General features: G+C 67.3%; 14 protein-coding genes. 12 read left to right on the top strand and 2 right to left on the bottom strand.

Going from position 1 to position 15,520, the window contains the following annotated elements; translation table 11 throughout:
* Positions 1-61: 61 nt before the first annotated feature.
* Positions 62-1,375: an erythromycin esterase family protein gene (locus MJ122_RS07710; protein WP_239743465.1), complete on the top strand. Its 1,314-nt coding sequence runs from the start codon at positions 62-64 to the stop codon at positions 1,373-1,375.
* Here MJ122_RS07710 and MJ122_RS07705 read toward each other — a convergent pair.
* On the bottom strand, positions 1,357-3,921 hold the full coding sequence (locus tag MJ122_RS07705; RefSeq protein WP_239743462.1) for an EAL domain-containing protein: 2,565 nt from the start codon (positions 3,919-3,921) through the stop codon (positions 1,357-1,359). The genes MJ122_RS07710 and MJ122_RS07705 overlap by 19 nt on opposite strands.
* Positions 3,922-4,064: 143 nt before the next feature.
* Between MJ122_RS07705 and MJ122_RS07700 the strand changes: the two genes are divergently transcribed.
* The 8 genes from MJ122_RS07700 to MJ122_RS07665 all read left to right on the top strand — a co-directional run bounded on the left by MJ122_RS07700 (position 4,065) and on the right by MJ122_RS07665 (position 12,218).
* Complete coding sequence (locus MJ122_RS07700) at positions 4,065-5,084, top strand: acyl-CoA dehydrogenase family protein (RefSeq protein ID WP_239743460.1); 1,020 nt, start codon at positions 4,065-4,067, stop codon at positions 5,082-5,084.
* A gap of 137 nt (positions 5,085-5,221) precedes the next feature.
* Entirely contained in the window at positions 5,222-5,728 is a 507-nt protein-coding gene (locus MJ122_RS07695) for a (2Fe-2S)-binding protein (protein ID WP_088418816.1), read from the top strand.
* Positions 5,725-6,711, top strand: a complete 987-nt coding sequence (locus MJ122_RS07690) for a xanthine dehydrogenase family protein subunit M (RefSeq protein WP_239743458.1) — start codon at positions 5,725-5,727, stop codon at positions 6,709-6,711. Before MJ122_RS07695 ends, MJ122_RS07690 begins: the two co-directional genes overlap by 4 nt.
* Positions 6,708-8,915 carry a xanthine dehydrogenase family protein molybdopterin-binding subunit gene (locus MJ122_RS07685; RefSeq protein WP_239743456.1) on the top strand — a complete coding sequence of 736 codons (2,208 nt, stop codon included), beginning with the start codon at positions 6,708-6,710 and terminating at the stop codon, positions 8,913-8,915. Before MJ122_RS07690 ends, MJ122_RS07685 begins: the two co-directional genes overlap by 4 nt.
* A gap of 19 nt (positions 8,916-8,934) precedes the next feature.
* Positions 8,935-9,576 (top strand): phosphoribosyltransferase family protein, encoded by a 642-nt coding sequence (locus MJ122_RS07680; RefSeq protein ID WP_239743453.1) that lies wholly within the window; start codon positions 8,935-8,937, stop codon positions 9,574-9,576.
* A gap of 347 nt (positions 9,577-9,923) precedes the next feature.
* Entirely contained in the window at positions 9,924-10,730 is an 807-nt protein-coding gene (locus MJ122_RS07675; RefSeq protein ID WP_239743451.1) for an ABC transporter substrate-binding protein, read from the top strand.
* An 80-nt stretch (positions 10,731-10,810) separates the two neighbouring features.
* Entirely contained in the window at positions 10,811-11,524 is a 714-nt protein-coding gene (locus MJ122_RS07670) for an amino acid ABC transporter permease (protein WP_239743447.1), read from the top strand.
* Between the two features lies 1 nt (position 11,525).
* The gene (locus tag MJ122_RS07665) at positions 11,526-12,218 is read left to right on the top strand and encodes an amino acid ABC transporter permease (protein WP_239743445.1); all 693 of its coding nucleotides are present in this window, start codon (positions 11,526-11,528) and stop codon (positions 12,216-12,218) included.
* Between the two features lie 3 nt (positions 12,219-12,221).
* On the opposite strand, the gene MJ122_RS07660 is transcribed toward MJ122_RS07665, so the two are convergent.
* Positions 12,222-12,971, bottom strand: a complete 750-nt coding sequence (locus MJ122_RS07660; protein WP_239743444.1) for a thioredoxin family protein — start codon at positions 12,969-12,971, stop codon at positions 12,222-12,224.
* Between the two features lie 95 nt (positions 12,972-13,066).
* Between MJ122_RS07660 and MJ122_RS07655 the strand changes: the two genes are divergently transcribed.
* From MJ122_RS07655 to MJ122_RS07645, 3 genes are read left to right on the top strand one after another with little or no spacing between them, the layout of a single operon-like run.
* Positions 13,067-14,263, top strand: a complete 1,197-nt coding sequence (locus MJ122_RS07655; protein WP_239743442.1) for a helix-turn-helix domain-containing protein — start codon at positions 13,067-13,069, stop codon at positions 14,261-14,263.
* A gap of 39 nt (positions 14,264-14,302) precedes the next feature.
* Positions 14,303-14,953 (top strand): PQQ-binding-like beta-propeller repeat protein, encoded by a 651-nt coding sequence (locus tag MJ122_RS07650; protein WP_088418798.1) that lies wholly within the window; start codon positions 14,303-14,305, stop codon positions 14,951-14,953.
* Between the two features lie 56 nt (positions 14,954-15,009).
* Complete coding sequence (locus MJ122_RS07645) at positions 15,010-15,459, top strand: isoprenylcysteine carboxylmethyltransferase family protein (RefSeq protein WP_088418796.1); 450 nt, start codon at positions 15,010-15,012, stop codon at positions 15,457-15,459.
* Positions 15,460-15,520: the final 61 nt, after the last annotated feature.

Here is a 15,520-nt window from a genome sequence, read left to right as displayed (position 1 = left end):
GCTACAGGGCCGAAACCTTCAGAAGAACCCCGTGCCAGAACCGATCAGAAGGAGCCGCGCCATGCCCGTCACCGCCACGCCGACTTCCGCTTCCACCATCAACGCCGTCCTGCGCCGCTATGCCGAGCCCCTGGCCGACCCTGGCACCGCGGAGTTCGCCGCGCCCTTCGCGCGACTGGGCGACGCCCGTGTCGTGCTGATCGGCGAAGCCAGCCACGGCACCGCCGAGTTCTACCAGGCGCGCGCGGCTATCACCCGCCTGCTGATCGAGCGACAGGGTTTCAACATCGTTGCCATCGAGGGCGACTGGCCGGACGCGGCTGTGGTCGACCGCCAGCTGCGCGCAAATGTGAAGCCGGCCGGTGAGGCGCCCTTCACCCGCTTCCCCTCATGGATGTGGCGCAACCGCGAGGTGAAGGCTTTCCTGGCCTGGCTGCGTGAGCACAATTCGCACCTCTCGGCGGACCAGCGCGTGGAATTCCGCGGACTGGACATCTACAGCCTGCGCGGCTCCATCACCGAGGTGCTGCGCTACCTGGATCGCCACGACCCGCAGCAGGCGGCCGAGGCACGGCGCCGCTACGCCTGCCTGACACCCTGGCAGGACAACCCGGTGAGCTACGGGCGCGCGGTGCTCGAAGGCGATGAGTCGCCCTGCGAGGAAGCGGTCATCACCCAGCTCAACGAATTGCTGATGGCGCGCCTGGAAGCCCTCGACCCTCACGAAGACTCCTTCGATGCCGCGCAGAACGCCCGTGTGGTTCGTGCCGCCGAGCACTACTACCGGGCCATGTACCGGGGCGGCTCGGACTCCTGGAACCTGCGCGACAACCACATGTTCGACACCCTGCGCCAGGTGCTGCGTCGGCGTGGCCCGCAGGCCAAGGCAGTGGTCTGGGCGCACAACTCCCACGTCGGTGACGCCGCCGCCACCGAGATGGGCTGGAACGGCCAGTTCAACCTCGGCCAGCTGTGCCGGATGACCTGGGGCGACTCCGCGGCGCTGGTCGGCATGGGGACCGACAGCGGCCTGGTAGCCGCCGCGGACGAGTGGGACGGTGAACTGACCCTCAAGCAGGTGCGCCCTTCGCTGCCCGACAGCTGGGAGCGCCAGTTCCTCGAGACCGGCCTGCCGATGTGCCTGGTGGACTGGCGGCAGCGCCCGACCCTGCGCCAGACCCTCGAGCAACCGCTGCTCGAACGCGCCATCGGGGTGATCTACCGGCCCGAGAGCGAGCGCCGCAGCCACTACTTCACCGCCCTGCTGGGCAGCCAGTTCGACGCCTATCTCTGGTTCGCCCGTACCCGCGCGGTCACGCCGCTGGACAGTGGAAGCACCCAGGGCGAAGACCAGACCTATCCCTTCGGGCTCTGATCTTCCGGCGTCGACGTCTCGCTCAGCAGGCGGGCCAGGCTCTGGCGATCCACCGCCTTGCTGAACAGGAAGCCCTGCACCTCGCCGCACTGCTCGTCCTCGAGAATGCGCAGCTGGCCTTCGGTTTCCACGCCTTCGGCCGTCACCGCCAGGTTCAGCGCCTTGCCCAGGCCGATGATGGCCTGGACGATGGAACGGTCGCGGCCGGTGGTGTCGAGGGTGGCAATGAAGCGGCGGTCGATCTTGATGCTGTCGAACGGATAGGCACGCAGATAGCCCAGGGACGAGTAGCCGGTGCCGAAGTCGTCCATGTTCAGCTTCACGCCCAGGTCCTTGAGCTCCTGCATGGTCTGCAAGGCGCATTCGACATCATTGAGCATGCTGTTCTCGGTGACTTCCAGTTCCAGTCGCTCCGCCGACAGCCCCGAATCCATCAGCGCCTGCTTCACCTGGCCGACAATGTCGGCATGGGCGAACTGGGTAGGCGAGATGTTCACCGACACCAGCATCGACTCCGGCCAGCCGGCAGCCTCGCGGCACGCCTGCTGGAGCACCCACTGGCCGATGTCGACGATCAGGTCGCTCTCCTCGGCCAGCGCGATGAATTCATCCGGCCCTACCAGTCCGCGGGTGGGGTGGTTCCAGCGCAGCAGCGCCTCGGCCGAGACGATCGCAAGGTCGCCAACGCGGTAGCGCGGCTGGTAGTAGAGTTCGAGCTGACCCAGGCGCAGTGCGTTGCGCAGCTCGGTTTCGCTGCGTTTCTTGGCCAGCAGCTGGCGGTCCATGACCTCGGAATAGAAGCGCCAGGCGTTGCGCCCGGCGGTCTTGGCCTCGTACATGGCGACGTCGGCGCAGCGCAGCAGGTTCTGCGCATCGCCGCTGGCATCGCCCGAGAGCACGATGCCAATGCTGGTGCCGACGTGCAGCGAATGCCCTTCGTAATCGATGGGCTGGTTGATGATTTCCACCAGGCGCCGGCTGAATGCCTCGGCGTCCTCGCGCCCCTGGGACTGGCTGTCGACGATGACGAACTCATCGCCGCCCAGTCGCGCCACCAGGTCCTCGCCACGGATCGAATCACGCAGGCGCTCGGCGACTATCTGCAGGACGGCGTCGCCGGCGGGATGCCCCAGGGTGTCGTTGATCGGCTTGAAGCGATCGAGGTCGAGCATCAGCACCGCCAACTGCTGCTCGCGACCACTGCCGAGCAGCTCGTCCATGAAACTCGCCAGCTTGCTGCGGTTGGGCAGGCCGGTCAGGGCGTCGTGCAGGGACAGGTGCTGGATACGCGCGTGGGCCTCGACTTCATGGGTGATGTCCGCGCTGGTGCCGCGATAGCCGCGCCCGCCGGCGCCGGATGCGGTGAACTTGCAGATGCGCCGCAGCTCGTGGGCATCGCGGAAACCACAGGTCAGCGTCGTGGAATGGCCCTGCTGGGGAATCTTCTCCAGCCAGGCGATCAGGCTGGTGGTGTCGCAGGTGATCAGGTCGTCGATGCGCCGCCCCAGCCAGTCACCGATCCGGTAGCCGGTGAGTGTTTCGAAGCGTGCCGAAAGGTAGGTCAGGCGGAAGTTCTCGTCGGTCTCCCAGATCCAGTCGGAACTCGCTTCGGCTATGGCCTTGAAGCGCTGCTCGCTGGTTTCCAGCGCCAGGTTGCTGTCCTTCAGGCTGCGCTGGTAGTGATCCACCACCCGCGCATTGGCGAGCGCCGTGCGGATCAGCCAGACCAGGAAGACGAACATCAGCACCACCACCGCTGCCCAGGCGCTCGCCAGGCGATGCAGCATGTCGGTGCCCGGCGTCGGGGTGTGCCAGCTGATCTCGAAGCCGGAGTTGCCCAGGGTCACGGCATTGCCGGTGTTCGCGCGCAGGTCATCGGGCTGGATCTGCAGGCCGCCGACGCCGAAGTCGCGGCCCAGCTTCTGCAGCTTGGTGGGTGTCAGGCGATCGACCAGGATCATCAGCGGGCCGTCCAGCGGCGCGCCGTCGCGTGAAGGCTTGACCAGTGCGGCGGATGCGATGGCCGGCGCGTTCTCGACGCTGACGTAGCGGCTGACGGCGCGGTCCCGCTGGGCAGCGGCGGCAGCATCGTCGCGCAGCTCGTCGAGGTTGATCGGCATCAGGCTGGTGCAATGGTTGCGCGACAACCGGCCCTCCTCCATGACGTACTCCTCGCCGCCCTGGTTGAGCACGCAGACCAGCTCGTAGCCGTTGGCGCTGTACAACTGCGGGCCGATGTTGTCCTCGTTGTAGGCCCAGGCGAGGTTCAGCGGTGGGCTGAGGTTGCGGTAGGCGTCGTTCCAGAAGGCGTTGTTCCTGAGCAGCAGTTCGGAAGTTGCGATGCGGTTCTGCAGCGCCTTGCCGACGTAGAAGCGCGTCTGCTCGCGGGCCATCTGGTCCTGCAGGCTGGCGATGTGGCCCATCACCGCTGCGCTCACGCCCAGGGCGCCGATCAGAATCAGGATGAACAGCGTCAGGTGCCGGGTGACGGTGCGCTGCGCGGATATCTCGCGCGGCGCGGCGAGGGGCTTCACGGAGATGTTCATCGGCGTCTCTTCTGGGAGGACTTATCACTAGGAGTGACGCCGCGTGCCGTCGTTCAAACCGAAGGAGCGATGGTGAATTTCGTCTGAACCTGCGGGCGCCAGTCGCAGTCCGGATGATTAAGGAAACTCCACCGGGGAAAGCCATGACTCAGGATCGTCTTCATTTCTTGCGCGACCTGCTGCGCGATTTCGAACTCCCGCTGGATCCAGCCCAGCATCCCGCCTTCCTGGGCGCCGCGCTGCGCCAGCTCAGCGACGATGGTCTGGACCGCCTGCCACGCCCGGGTAACGGCGAAACCCTGCGCCGCTGGCAGGCGCTGGCCACGGTGGCCGGCGCCGACCTGTCGCTGCTCAAGCTGTACGAGGGCCATACCAATGCGCTGGCGATACTGGCCGAGCTCGAAGGCGAAGCACTGCCCGGCCCCTGGGCCGTGTGGGCGGCCGACCCGCTGGGCACAGGCATGCAGCTCACTGCGCGGGAGGCTGGCTGGGTCCGCATCAGCGGCAACAAGCCCTGGTGCTCCGGTGCCGGCGTGGTGCAGCACGCCCTGCTGACCGTGAAGGATGAGCAACAGCGCCCACAGCTGGTGGCAGTGACGCTCGACCAACCCGGCGTGCGCATCGGCCGCAGCGGCTGGAACGCAGTGGGCATGGCGGCCACCAGCAGCGTGCAGGTGGACTTTGATCATGCACTGGCGCGCTGCATCGGCGGGCCCGGCGAATACCTGGAACGTCCCGGCTACTGGCACGCTGGGGCGGGCATAGCGGCCTGCTGGTACGGCGCCGCCAGCCGCCTGGCCAGTTATTTGCGCAACGGCCATATCGACAATCCCCATGCCATGGCACACCTGGGAGCGGTGGACGCCGCGCTGGCCGGCGCTGCCGGTGCGCTGCGCGAATGCGCCGGGTGGATCGACGAGAACCCGGCAGCCCCCTCGGAGCTGGCCGCGCGGAGGGTACGCGCCCAGGTGGAAGGCGCCGTGGAAGCGGTGCAATGGCACGTGGGCCGTGCATTGGGCGACACGCCCTTCTTCCACGACCGGCGTTTTGCCCGCCTGGCAGCGGACCTGCCGGTGTTTCTTCGGCAGAGCCATGGCGAACGCGACCTGGCCCACCTCGGCCAGCACCTGGCGGCAAAGAGCGAAGAAGCCTGGGCGTTGTGAGCTGGCGAACGGCCTGGCGGCTTCGGCAACGCCATGCCGGCTGCCTCGCCAGGTGACCGCTCGCACGGTTTTTCCGAACCAACGTCCGGAGGCCTACTCACACGCCTGGCAAAGCGCTGAATCCCTCGGAGGCCCCGATGCCCGCGAACCGCGAGCCGTCCATGGCGGCACAGACGATCCACCTGACCCTCAACGGCGAGGACCGGCAGTTGCAAGTACTGCCCTGGACCACCACCCTCGACCTGCTGCGCGAGCAGCTTGAGCTCACCGGCAGCAAGAAAGGCTGCGACCACGGCCAGTGCGGCGCCTGCACCGTGCTGCTCGACGGCCGCCGGGTGAACGCCTGCCTGCTGCTGGCGGTGATGCTCGACGGCCACCGCCTGACCACCATCGAAGGGCTGGCTCGCGATGGCGAGCTGCACCCGATGCAGGCCGCGTTCGTCCGCCACGACGCCTTCCAATGCGGCTACTGCACGCCCGGGCAGATCTGCTCGGCGGTCGCCCTGGCCCGAGAGCCGGCGCCCCACGACCGCGATGAACTGCGCGAACGCATGAGCGGCAATCTCTGCCGCTGCGGCGCCTACCCGAACATCCTCGACGCTATCGAGGATGCCCTGCCCGCCAGCCGCCTGGAGGACCTATGACCCCCTTCGCCTACAGCCGCCCCGCCGCCATCGACGAGGCCGTGGCGCTGGCCGGCCCGGACAGCCGCTTCATCGCCGGCGGCACCAACCTGGTGGACCTGATGAAGGAAGAGGTGGAGCGCCCACAGCGACTGATCGACATCAACGCCCTGCCGCTGCGCGAACTTCGCGAAACCGACACCGGCGGCCTGTACATCGGCGCACTGGTGGACAACGCCAGCCTCGCCGCCAGCCCACAGATCCTCGAACGCTACCCGTTGATCAGCCGCGCCATTCTTGCCGGCGCCTCGCCCCAGCTGCGCAACATGGCCAGTACCGGAGGCAACCTGCTGCAGCGCACCCGTTGCCATTATTTCTACGACCGCGCCGTGCCCTGCAACAAGCGCGAGCCCGGCAGCGGCTGCCCGGCGAAGGACGGATTGAATCGGCAGCACGCCATCCTTGGGGCCAGCGAGCACTGCGTGGCGGTGCACCCCTCCGATCTGTGCGTGGCGCTGGCCGCGCTGAATGCCGTGGTGCACGTACGCAGCCCGCAGGCGCGACGCTGCCTGTCCTTCGAGCAGTTTCACCGCCTGCCCGGCAGCCGCCCACAGGAGGACAACATCCTCGCCGCCGATGAACTGGTGCTGGGCATCGAGCTGCCCGGCGAAGGCTTCGCCGATCACTGCGCCTACCTCAAGGTGCGCGACCGCGCGTCCTATGCCTTCGCCCTGGTATCCGTGGCCGTGGGCCTGCTGCTGGACGGCGCCGGGCGCATGGCCCAGGTCAATCTCGCACTCGGCGGTGTGGCCCATAAACCCTGGCGCGACGCCGAGGCCGAGGAGATGCTGCTGGGCAAGGCGCCCGAGACGGCGCATTTCCGGCGCTGCGCCGATCATCTGCTGCGCCTGGCACGGCCCCTGAACGACAACGCCTTCAAGGTGGAACTCGCGCGACGCAGCATCGTGCGCGCGCTGCAACTGGCGGCAGGAGGTGAGCGATGAACAGCAAGCTGCACCACGCCATCGGCACGCCGCTGGATCGGGTCGACGGCCCATTGAAGGTCACCGGCGGCGCGCGCTACGCGGCGGAATACAGTACCGCAGGTCTGCTGCATGGCGCGGTGGTCAGCAGCACCATCACCCGCGGCCGCATCCTTGGCATCGACAGCGATGCTGCCAGCGCCCTGCCCGGCGTGCACCTGGTGATGACCCACCTCAACCGCCCGCCCCTGGCCGCCGACGACGACAGCTACGAAGACCAGGATTCCGCCGAGGGCTCTTCTTTCCGCCCGCTGTTCAATGACCGTGTGCTGTACAACGGTCAGCCGGTAGCCCTGGTCGTGGCCGAGGATCTGGAAACTGCGCGGCATGCCGCATCGCTGGTTCGCGTCAGGTACGAAGCCGAACCGCACTCGACCGACCTGCGCAGGAGCCTGGCGCAAGCCGTCCCCGCCCCCGCCGAGCTGCCCGGCCCGCGCGGCGATGCCGACGGCGCGTTATGCAGCGCACCGGTGCGCATCGAGGCCGAGTACGAGCTGCCGGTGGAACACCACAACCCGATGGAGCCCCACGCCTCCACGGTGATCTACCGACCCGATGGCAGCCTGCTGGTGCACGACAAGACCCAGGGCTCGCAGAACAGCCAGGCCTACCTGTGCCAGGTACTCAAGCTCGCCCCGGCGCAAGTTCGGGTTCGGGCGGCTTACGTCGGTGGCGCATTCGGCTCCGGGCTGCGTCCGCAATACCAGCTGCCGCTGGCCGCCATGGCTGCGCTCAAGTTGCAGCGCTCGGTGCGCGTGGCGCTGACCCGCCAGCAGCAGTTCACCTTCGGCTATCGGCCGCGCACGGTACAACGCCTGAGCCTGGGCGCCGACGAAGAAGGCCGCCTGCTCGGGCTGGTGCATCAGGTGACCGGCCAGACCTCGCGCTTCGAGCAGTTCACCGCCCACGTCGCGGAGTGGTCCGGCATGCTCTACCACTGCGACAACGTCCGCCTGACCTACCGCCTGGTGCCCCTGGACGTCTACACGCCCCTGGACATGCGCGCCCCCGGCGCCGCCGAAGGGGTGTACGCGCTGGAATGCGCAATGGACGAACTGGCCTGGGCCGCGGCGGTCAACCCGCTGCACCTGCGCCTGATCAACTTCACCGAGGTCAACCAGAACCTCGGCAAGCCTTACTCCAGCAAGGCGCTGCGCGACTGCTACAGCGAGGGCGCGCGGCAGTTCGGCTGGCCCACGCAGATGCCCGCCCCAGGTTCGCAGCGCGAAGGGGGGTTGCGCATCGGTTTCGGCATGGCCACCGGTGTCTGGGAAGCCCTGCAGATGCCGGCGAGCGCCAGCGCGGCACTGGCAGCTGACGGCAGCGTGGTGGTAGCCAGCGCGACCACCGATATCGGTACCGGCACCTACACCGCCATGACCCAGATCGCCGCGCAGACCCTCGGCCTGCCGCCAGAGCGGGTGCGCTTCGTGCTGGGGGATTCGGCCTTGCCGCAGGCGCCGCTGCAAGGCGGTTCCTTCACCGTGTCGTCGGTGGGCAGTGCGGTGCGCGAAGCTTGCCTGGCGCTGCGTCAGAACCTGTTGGATGCGGCGCGCCAATTGCCATCGGGGCCCTTCCAGCGCTTCACCGACGACCAGGTCGAATGCAGCGACGGCCAATTGCAGGCGAAAACCGCCGAGCACCGGGTCAGCTTTGCCGAGCTGTTCCAGCGCTACGGCAGCCTGCAGGGCAATGCCACGGCACATCCGTCACCGCTGCGCAATGGCTATGCGACAGCCACCCATTCGGCGGTTTTCGTCGAGGTGGCGGTGGATGAAGCGCTGGGCACGGTTCGGGTCCGCCGGGTCGTCAGTGCCATCGCCGCAGGACGGGTAGTCAACCCCAAGACTGCGCGCAGCCAGATTCTCGGCGGTGTGGTCTGGGGTGTGAGCATGGCGCTGCACGAAGCCAGCCTGATGGACCATCGCCTGGGCCGATTCATGAATCACAATCTGGCCGAGTACCACATCCCGGTGCAGGCCGACATCGGTGATATCCGCGTGCTGTTCGTCGACGAGCCCGACGCGGTGATCAACCCGCTGGGCTCCAAGGGCGTCGGCGAGATCGGCGTCATCGGCGTGGCGGCGGCGGTCGCCAACGCGGTCTACCATGCAACCGGTAAACGCATCCGCGAGCTGCCGATCACGCTGGACAGGCTGCTGTGACCCGCGAAAGGAGGTTCAGATGCCCAGCCCGCGCTACACCAACCGTCGCCATGCCGGAATCTCCCTGGCAATGGTCCTGCGCGACATGCCCCTGGTCGACCCGCTGATCCTCGCCCTGCCCCGCGGCGGCGTGCCGGTTGCCAAGGAAATCGCCCGCATCCTCGGTGCCCCGATGGACGTGCTGCTGGTGCGCAAGATCGGTGCGCCGGGCAACGAGGAATTCGCCCTCGGCGCCATCGTCGACGGCCCCGAGCCGAACTGGGTGGTGGACGAGCAGATGCTGGCGCGCTTCGATCCGCCGCCCGAGTGGTTCGAGCAGCAGGTGCTGGAGCAGCTCCGCGAACTGGAGCGCCGCCGTTTGCTCTACCGTGGCGTGAAAGCTCCGGCGCAACTGGAGAACCGCGACCTGATCCTGGTCGACGACGGCCTGGCCACCGGCAGCAGCATGCGCGCCGCGCTCAAGTGCCTGCGGGCGCAGCATCCGCACAGGGTGGTCCTGGCCGTGCCGGTGGGCCCGGCGGCAACCGTGCAGAAGTTGCGCGAGGAAGTGGACACGCTGATCTGCCTCGATACGCCTTCGCCCTTTCGCGCCGTCGGTGACCATTACCGCGACTTCCGCCAGCTGAGCGATCAGGAAGTGATCGATCTGCTGGCGAAGTGAAGCTGCGCGATTCGAACCTGGGGGAGAAGCGGACGCTGTCCGCGATGATTCCGCCCAGCGCCCTGTTCGGCCGGGTGCGGCGGTGAGTCAATCGCGGACAGAGTCCGCTTCTACGCACATGGAAATTTCATGCAGATGGTTATTTAGATTGTTGCTTTATATTTCTTATGGTTATTAGCTAGACCAATTCATTCCTTCTCGGCCCCACCGCCTCGCTGCCACACTCGGCACCGCCGGTGGGCCATCCCCGCCGCTCTGGAACGGGCCTTTCCCCACCCTCGAAGGCCCGCACTCGATCATTGCGGGAACCCGTCGCATGAACGGGCCCGAGAAGGAGCTGGATATTCATGAAGAAACTCACTGCCGTTACCGCCCTCGCCCTGGCCGTCCTCTCCGGACTGGCCCACGCCGACCGCCTGGAGGACATCAGGAAAGCCGGCGTGCTGCGCGTCGCCGCGTTCGACAGCAACCCGCCGTTCGGCTACGTCGATGCCAAAAGCAAGCAGATCGAAGGCCTGGACGTGGATTACGCCAAGGCCCTGGCCGACAAGCTGGGAGTGAAGCTGCAGGTGCTGCCGACCAACCCGGCCAACCGCATTCCGCTGCTGACCGCCAACAAGGTCGACCTGGTGCTGGCCAACTTCACCATCACCCCCGAGCGCGCCGAGCAGGTGGACTTCAGCATCCCCTACTTCTCGTCCGGCCAGCAGTTCATCGTCAGGAAAGGCAGCCTGAAATCGCCGGAAGACCTGAACAAGTGGCGCGTCGGCGTGGACAAGGGCACCGTCAACGAAGGCGTGCTGCGGGAGAAATTCCCCGGCGCCAAGGTCATCGCCTACGACGACACCCCCTTCGCCTTCACCGCCCTGCGCAATGGCCAGGTCCAGGCCATCACCCAGGACGGCCCGAAGCTGATCGGCCTGCTGGCCAACGTGCCGGACAAGGACAAGTACGAAGTGCCGCCCTTCACCATCTCCAATGACCTGATCGGCGTCGGCATTCCCAAGGGCGAGAAGACCCTGACCGAGTTCGTCAACCAGAGCCTCACCGAGCTGGAAGCCAGCGGCAAGGCGCAGAGCATCTACGACGCCTGGTTCGGCCCGACCACCAGGACGCCCCTGGCGCGCCTGTACAGGATCGGCGACAAGAGCTGACCCACTGATACCTGCACGACCGCGCGCCCCGCATCCGTGGGGCGTTGCCGTTTCCCTGCCCTGTCGATGGAATACTTCCGATGTTCGGCGAACTGCTCGCCCCGACCTACCTGAGCTGGCTGCTCGACGGTTTCCTGCTCACCCTCGGTATTTCCCTGTTCTGCTGCGTCCTCGCCACCCTGCTCGGCGCGCCGCTGGCCATCGCCCGCCAGGCGAAGTCGCGCTGGCTGTCGTGGCCGGCACGAGCCTATCTGGCGCTGTTCCGCAATACGCCGCTGCTGGTGCAGCTGTTCTTCTGGTACTTCGGCGTGCCGGCGTTGCTGCCGGAGGATTTCGTCTTCTGGCTGAACACGCCCCACGAGCTGGGCAGGCTGGCTTGGCCATCCTTCGAATTTCTCGCCGCCGCCTGGGGCCTGACGCTCTACACCACGGCGTTCATTGCCGAGGAGTTGCGCGCCGGAATCGACTCGGTACGAGCCGGGCAGCGTGAAGCCGGCATGGCGCTGGGGCTGCGCCCGCTGCAGGTGTGGCGCTGGATCATCCTGCCGCAGGCGCTGCGCACCGCGCTGCCGCCGCTGATGGGGCAATACATGAACGCGCTGAAGAACTCCTCGCTGGCGATGGCCATCGGGCTGGCGGAGCTGTCCTACGCCTCGCGCCAGGTGGAGACACAGACCTTCAAGACCTTCCAGGCCTTCGGCATCGCCACCCTGCTCTACATCGGTGCGATCGCCCTGATCGAGGCGTTGGGCCAGGCGCTGCAGCACACCCGCCGCTACCGCCAGGGAGCCTGACATGGACTTCTCCGTCATCCACGAGAACCTCTCCTACTTCCTCGTCGGCGCCTACCCCGACGGCCCGCTGGGCGGCGCCGCGCTGACGGTCATCCTGGCGCTGGCCTCCGGGGTCGCATCAGCGTTGATCGGCCTGGCGCTGGGTATCGCGCTCTCGGTACTGCGCGGCAAACCGCGCCTGCTGCTGGTGGCCTTCCTCGGCTTCTTCAGGGCGATCCCGGTGCTGATGCTGATCTTCTGGAGCTACTTCCTGCTGCCCATCGTCTTCCACTTCGACGTGCCAGCCCTGGGCACCGTGGTTTGCGCGCTGTCGCTGATCGGCGGGGCGTATCTGGCGCACTCGGTGCACGCCGGCATCGAAAGCCTGCCCAAGGGCCAGTGGGACGCCGCCCGTGCGCTGGGCCTGCGCCCGTGGCAGGTGCTCAGCCTGGTAATCCTGCCGCAGGCGCTGCCGGTCATGCTGCCGTCCTTCCTCAACCAATGGGTCTCGCTGATCAAGGACACGTCCCTGGCCTACGTGATCGGTGTCGGCGAGCTGTCATTCGTCGCCACCCAGGTGAGCAACCGGGTGATGGTCCACCCCACGGAAGTTTTCCTGTTCGTCGCCCTGCTGTACTTCCTGCTGTGCTCGGCGCTGGACCTGGCGGCCGCATTGCTGGCGAGGTTGCGACCGGACTACCGCAAGGCGGCATGAGGCTCAGTACTCGTCGTGCCGGCGCCACCACATGCGCTGTTCGTTGCGCCCCAGCGGCGCGCGGTCGAGCCACTGGAACAGTCCCCAGAGCACATCCAGCCCCCGGGCGTAGGTGGAATAGCAGTGATAAATCTTGCCCCCTTCACGCACGAAGCTGCTCATGCCCGGCAGGTCGCGGGTGAAAGTCGCCACGTCGGTGCCGCAGCAGGCTGCAGTCGCCACCACCGGTTCCGGCGCCGGGCCGCTGGCCGGGCCCTCGCGGCGGAAGTTGTAGTCGACCTCCCCGCCGCGCTGCTGGGCCTCGGTGAAGGACACGTTGAAGTCGTAGTTGAAACCGCTGCCGTGGGATGACGCCCAGGGGAAGCTCCAGCCCATGCGCCGGCGGTACGCCAGCAACTTCTCCAGAGGCGCGCGCGATACCGCCAGCAGCGTCACGTCATGGTTTGCCAAGTGAGTGGCGTAGCCATCGAAGCCGTCGGCGATGTTCGAACAGGACGGGCAACCGGCCCGGTAATCCGGCCCGAACATGAAGTGGTAGACCAACAGTTGCGAGCGGCCGGCGAACACATCGGCGAGATTCGCCGGGCCCTGCTCGGTGTCGAAGCGGTAGTCCTTGTCGATCAGCACCCAGGGCAACGCCTGGCGCCTGCGCGCCAGCTCATCGCTGCGCCGGGTCAGCGCCTTTTCCTCGGCCAGCAGCTCCAGGCGCGCGGCCAGCCATTCTTCACGGGTGGCAACAGGATGGGCATTCATGGCAGTTCTCCTCCGCCTGCGGCGGCTCGGTGGGTATGGCTTAGACTAGGCAGCGAGCCGAAGTCGAGGAGAGTGACAAAGTTGGCAGGATTTCCATGGATTCGCTGATCACCGCGGCAGCCCGTGCCCTGGCGGCGGGCGATCCGCTGGGCGCGCTGAACCGCGTGGCGCTGCGCGAAGATCCGCCGGCGCTGGCCTTGCGCGGCATCGCCATGGCCCAGCTGGGCGACTTCCCCCGTGCACGCACTCTGCTACGGCGGGCTGCCCGCGCTTTCGGTACCCACGAGCCGATGGAGCGCGCCCGTTGCCGAGTGGCCGAGGCGGAAGTGGCTTTGGCCAGCCGCGAGCTGAACTGGCCGGTCGAACCGCTGGAAGACGCCGCCGTGCTGCTCGCCCGCCATGGCGATCGGGGCAACGCGGCCCACGCGCGCTATCTGCTGATTCGCCGCGCGCTATTGCTCGGCCAGGTGGACGAGGCCGAATCCCTGCTCGGCGGCGTCGATCCCGGCTCGCTGCCACCGGCCTTGCGCGCCGTGCACTGGCTGATTGTCTCGGGCATCGCCGTTCGCCGGCTTCAGGCGGCTGCAGCGCGCCAGGCGCTAGGTCAAGCCACGCAAGCGGCGGCAGCGGCGGGCATTCCCGCCCTGCGCGCGGAGGTCGACCAGGCGACGCGCATTCTCGAAGCGCCGGCGGCACGGCTGATTGCCCAACAGACCTCGCGCCTGCTGTCGCTGGAGGAAGTGGAAAGCCTGCTGCACTCCGATGCCCTGGTGGTGGACGCCTGCCGCAACCGCATCGGCGCGGTGTCGCTGAGCAGCCGTCCGCTGCTGTTCGCCCTGGCCCGCGCGCTGGCTGAAGCCTGGCCCGGGGACGTATCGCGTACGGATCTGATCGGTCGGGTGTTCCACACCCGCCACCCCGACGAGACCCACCGCGCACGCCTGAGGGTGGAAATCGGCCGCTTGCGGCAACTGCTGCAGCCATTGGCGGGTATCGAGTCCACGTCACGTGGCTACCTCCTGAGTGCCGCCAATCCGCTGGTCCTTGCACCGCCGCGGGAAGAAGCCAACGCTGAAGTGCTGGCCCTGCTCAGTGATGGCCAGGCCTGGTCCAGCTCGGCACTGGCGCTGGCACTGGATACCAGCCAGCGCACGGTGCAGCGCGCCCTCGAGGCGCTGGCCGAAGCCGGCCGCGTGCAGGCGCTGGGGCAAGGGCGTGCGCGGTGCTGGATTCTGTCACCGGCGCCAGGATTCGCGACGACCTTGTTACTCCCCGCCCCCTTCGGCGCCTGAATAGGCTGAAGGCTCACCCACAACTGGCAGGGCTGCAAAATGACGACTCACTACAAACAATCCCCCGCGCAGGTACTGCAGGAGTACGGCCCGTTTCCAGGCGTCGAATCCGTCGCCGGAGTGACCTTCGACGGTCAGCAGGTCTGGATCGCAACGGGCGACAAACTGAGCCGCCTCGATCCGCAGAGCGGGCAGCTGGGCGCGTCGATCCAGGTCCCGGCCCATGCCGGTACCGCCTTCGACGGCACGCACCTGTACCAGATCGGCGAGAACATCATCCAGAAGATCGACCCGGCCAGCGGCAAGGTGCTCTCCACCATCCCGGCGCCGGGCGCCGGGGGCGATTCCGGCATGGCCTGGGCGGAAGGCTCGCTCTGGGTCGGCGAGTATCGCGCACGGAAGATTCATCAGATCGACCCGGAAACCGGTGAAGTCCTTCGTACGATTGATTCAAATCGTTTCGTCACTGGCGTGACCTGGGTTGAAGGCCAACTCTGGCATGCCACCTGGGAGCCGGAAGCCACCTACAGCGAGCTACGCCGCATCGACCCGCAGTCCGGCGCGGTTCTGGAGCAGCTGGACCTGCCCGAAGGCGTACATGTTTCCGGCCTGGAAGCCGACGGCGGCGAGCGTTTCTACTGCGGCGGCGGCAACAGCGGCAAGGTCCGCGCGGTTCGGCGACCGCGCTAATCTGCGCTAGTGTTGGCACCTCACTGGAGATGGCCGCACTGGCCCGGAGACCGAGCATGGATTGGCTGGAGCACCGTATCCCCCCACCTTTGGTGGTGTTCATCACCGGCGTGCTGATGTGGCTGGCGGTACGCCCGGTGGCGCCATTGGGCCATCGGGCGTGGCTGGCGCTGCTGGTGGCGCTGGCTGGCGTCGCGGTCTGCCTGGCGGGCGTAGCGTCGTTTCGCCGCGCGCGCACCACAGTCAATCCGCTGAAGCCGGAATCAGCCTCTTCGCTGGTGGTGTCCGGCATCTACCGGCACACGCGCAACCCCATGTACCTGGGCTTTGCCATCATGCTGCTGGGCTGGTGCGTGTTCCTCGGTTCGGCGCTGGCAGTGCTCGGCGTGGCGGCCTTCGTGCTGTACATCGGGCGCTTCCAGATCCGCCCGGAGGAACGGGCGCTGCGCGAGCTGTTCGGTGCGCAATTCGATGCCTTCTGCACTCGGGTGCGGCGCTGGGTCTGACGCCGTTTCAGACAGTCACCCGGCAAATCGCCATTGCCTTCTGACAGAAAAGGATGGGATA

It is taken from the genome of Pseudomonas sp. DP-17 (assembly GCF_022380625.1).
Taxonomy (GTDB): domain Bacteria; phylum Pseudomonadota; class Gammaproteobacteria; order Pseudomonadales; family Pseudomonadaceae; genus Pseudomonas; species Pseudomonas nitroreducens_A.
The sequence above is the reverse complement of the archived record's forward strand: the minus strand, read 5'-3'. Positions and strand labels throughout refer to the sequence as shown.

Coding starts and splice junctions, on each gene's coding strand:
- MJ122_RS07690 (WP_239743458.1), top strand. CDS start 5,725: ATGACCCCCTTCGCCTACAGCCGCCCCGCCGCCATCGACGAGGCCGTG.
- MJ122_RS07685 (WP_239743456.1), top strand. CDS start 6,708: ATGAACAGCAAGCTGCACCACGCCATCGGCACGCCGCTGGATCGGGTC.
- MJ122_RS07670 (WP_239743447.1), top strand. CDS start 10,811: ATGTTCGGCGAACTGCTCGCCCCGACCTACCTGAGCTGGCTGCTCGAC.
- MJ122_RS07710 (WP_239743465.1), top strand. CDS start 62: ATGCCCGTCACCGCCACGCCGACTTCCGCTTCCACCATCAACGCCGTC.
- MJ122_RS07700 (WP_239743460.1), top strand. CDS start 4,065: ATGACTCAGGATCGTCTTCATTTCTTGCGCGACCTGCTGCGCGATTTC.
- MJ122_RS07705 (WP_239743462.1), bottom strand. CDS start 3,921: ATGAACATCTCCGTGAAGCCCCTCGCCGCGCCGCGCGAGATATCCGCG.
- MJ122_RS07645 (WP_088418796.1), top strand. CDS start 15,010: ATGGATTGGCTGGAGCACCGTATCCCCCCACCTTTGGTGGTGTTCATC.
- MJ122_RS07655 (WP_239743442.1), top strand. CDS start 13,067: ATGGATTCGCTGATCACCGCGGCAGCCCGTGCCCTGGCGGCGGGCGAT.
- MJ122_RS07650 (WP_088418798.1), top strand. CDS start 14,303: ATGACGACTCACTACAAACAATCCCCCGCGCAGGTACTGCAGGAGTAC.
- MJ122_RS07680 (WP_239743453.1), top strand. CDS start 8,935: ATGCCCAGCCCGCGCTACACCAACCGTCGCCATGCCGGAATCTCCCTG.
- MJ122_RS07675 (WP_239743451.1), top strand. CDS start 9,924: ATGAAGAAACTCACTGCCGTTACCGCCCTCGCCCTGGCCGTCCTCTCC.
- MJ122_RS07665 (WP_239743445.1), top strand. CDS start 11,526: ATGGACTTCTCCGTCATCCACGAGAACCTCTCCTACTTCCTCGTCGGC.
- MJ122_RS07660 (WP_239743444.1), bottom strand. CDS start 12,971: ATGAATGCCCATCCTGTTGCCACCCGTGAAGAATGGCTGGCCGCGCGC.
- MJ122_RS07695 (WP_088418816.1), top strand. CDS start 5,222: ATGCCCGCGAACCGCGAGCCGTCCATGGCGGCACAGACGATCCACCTG.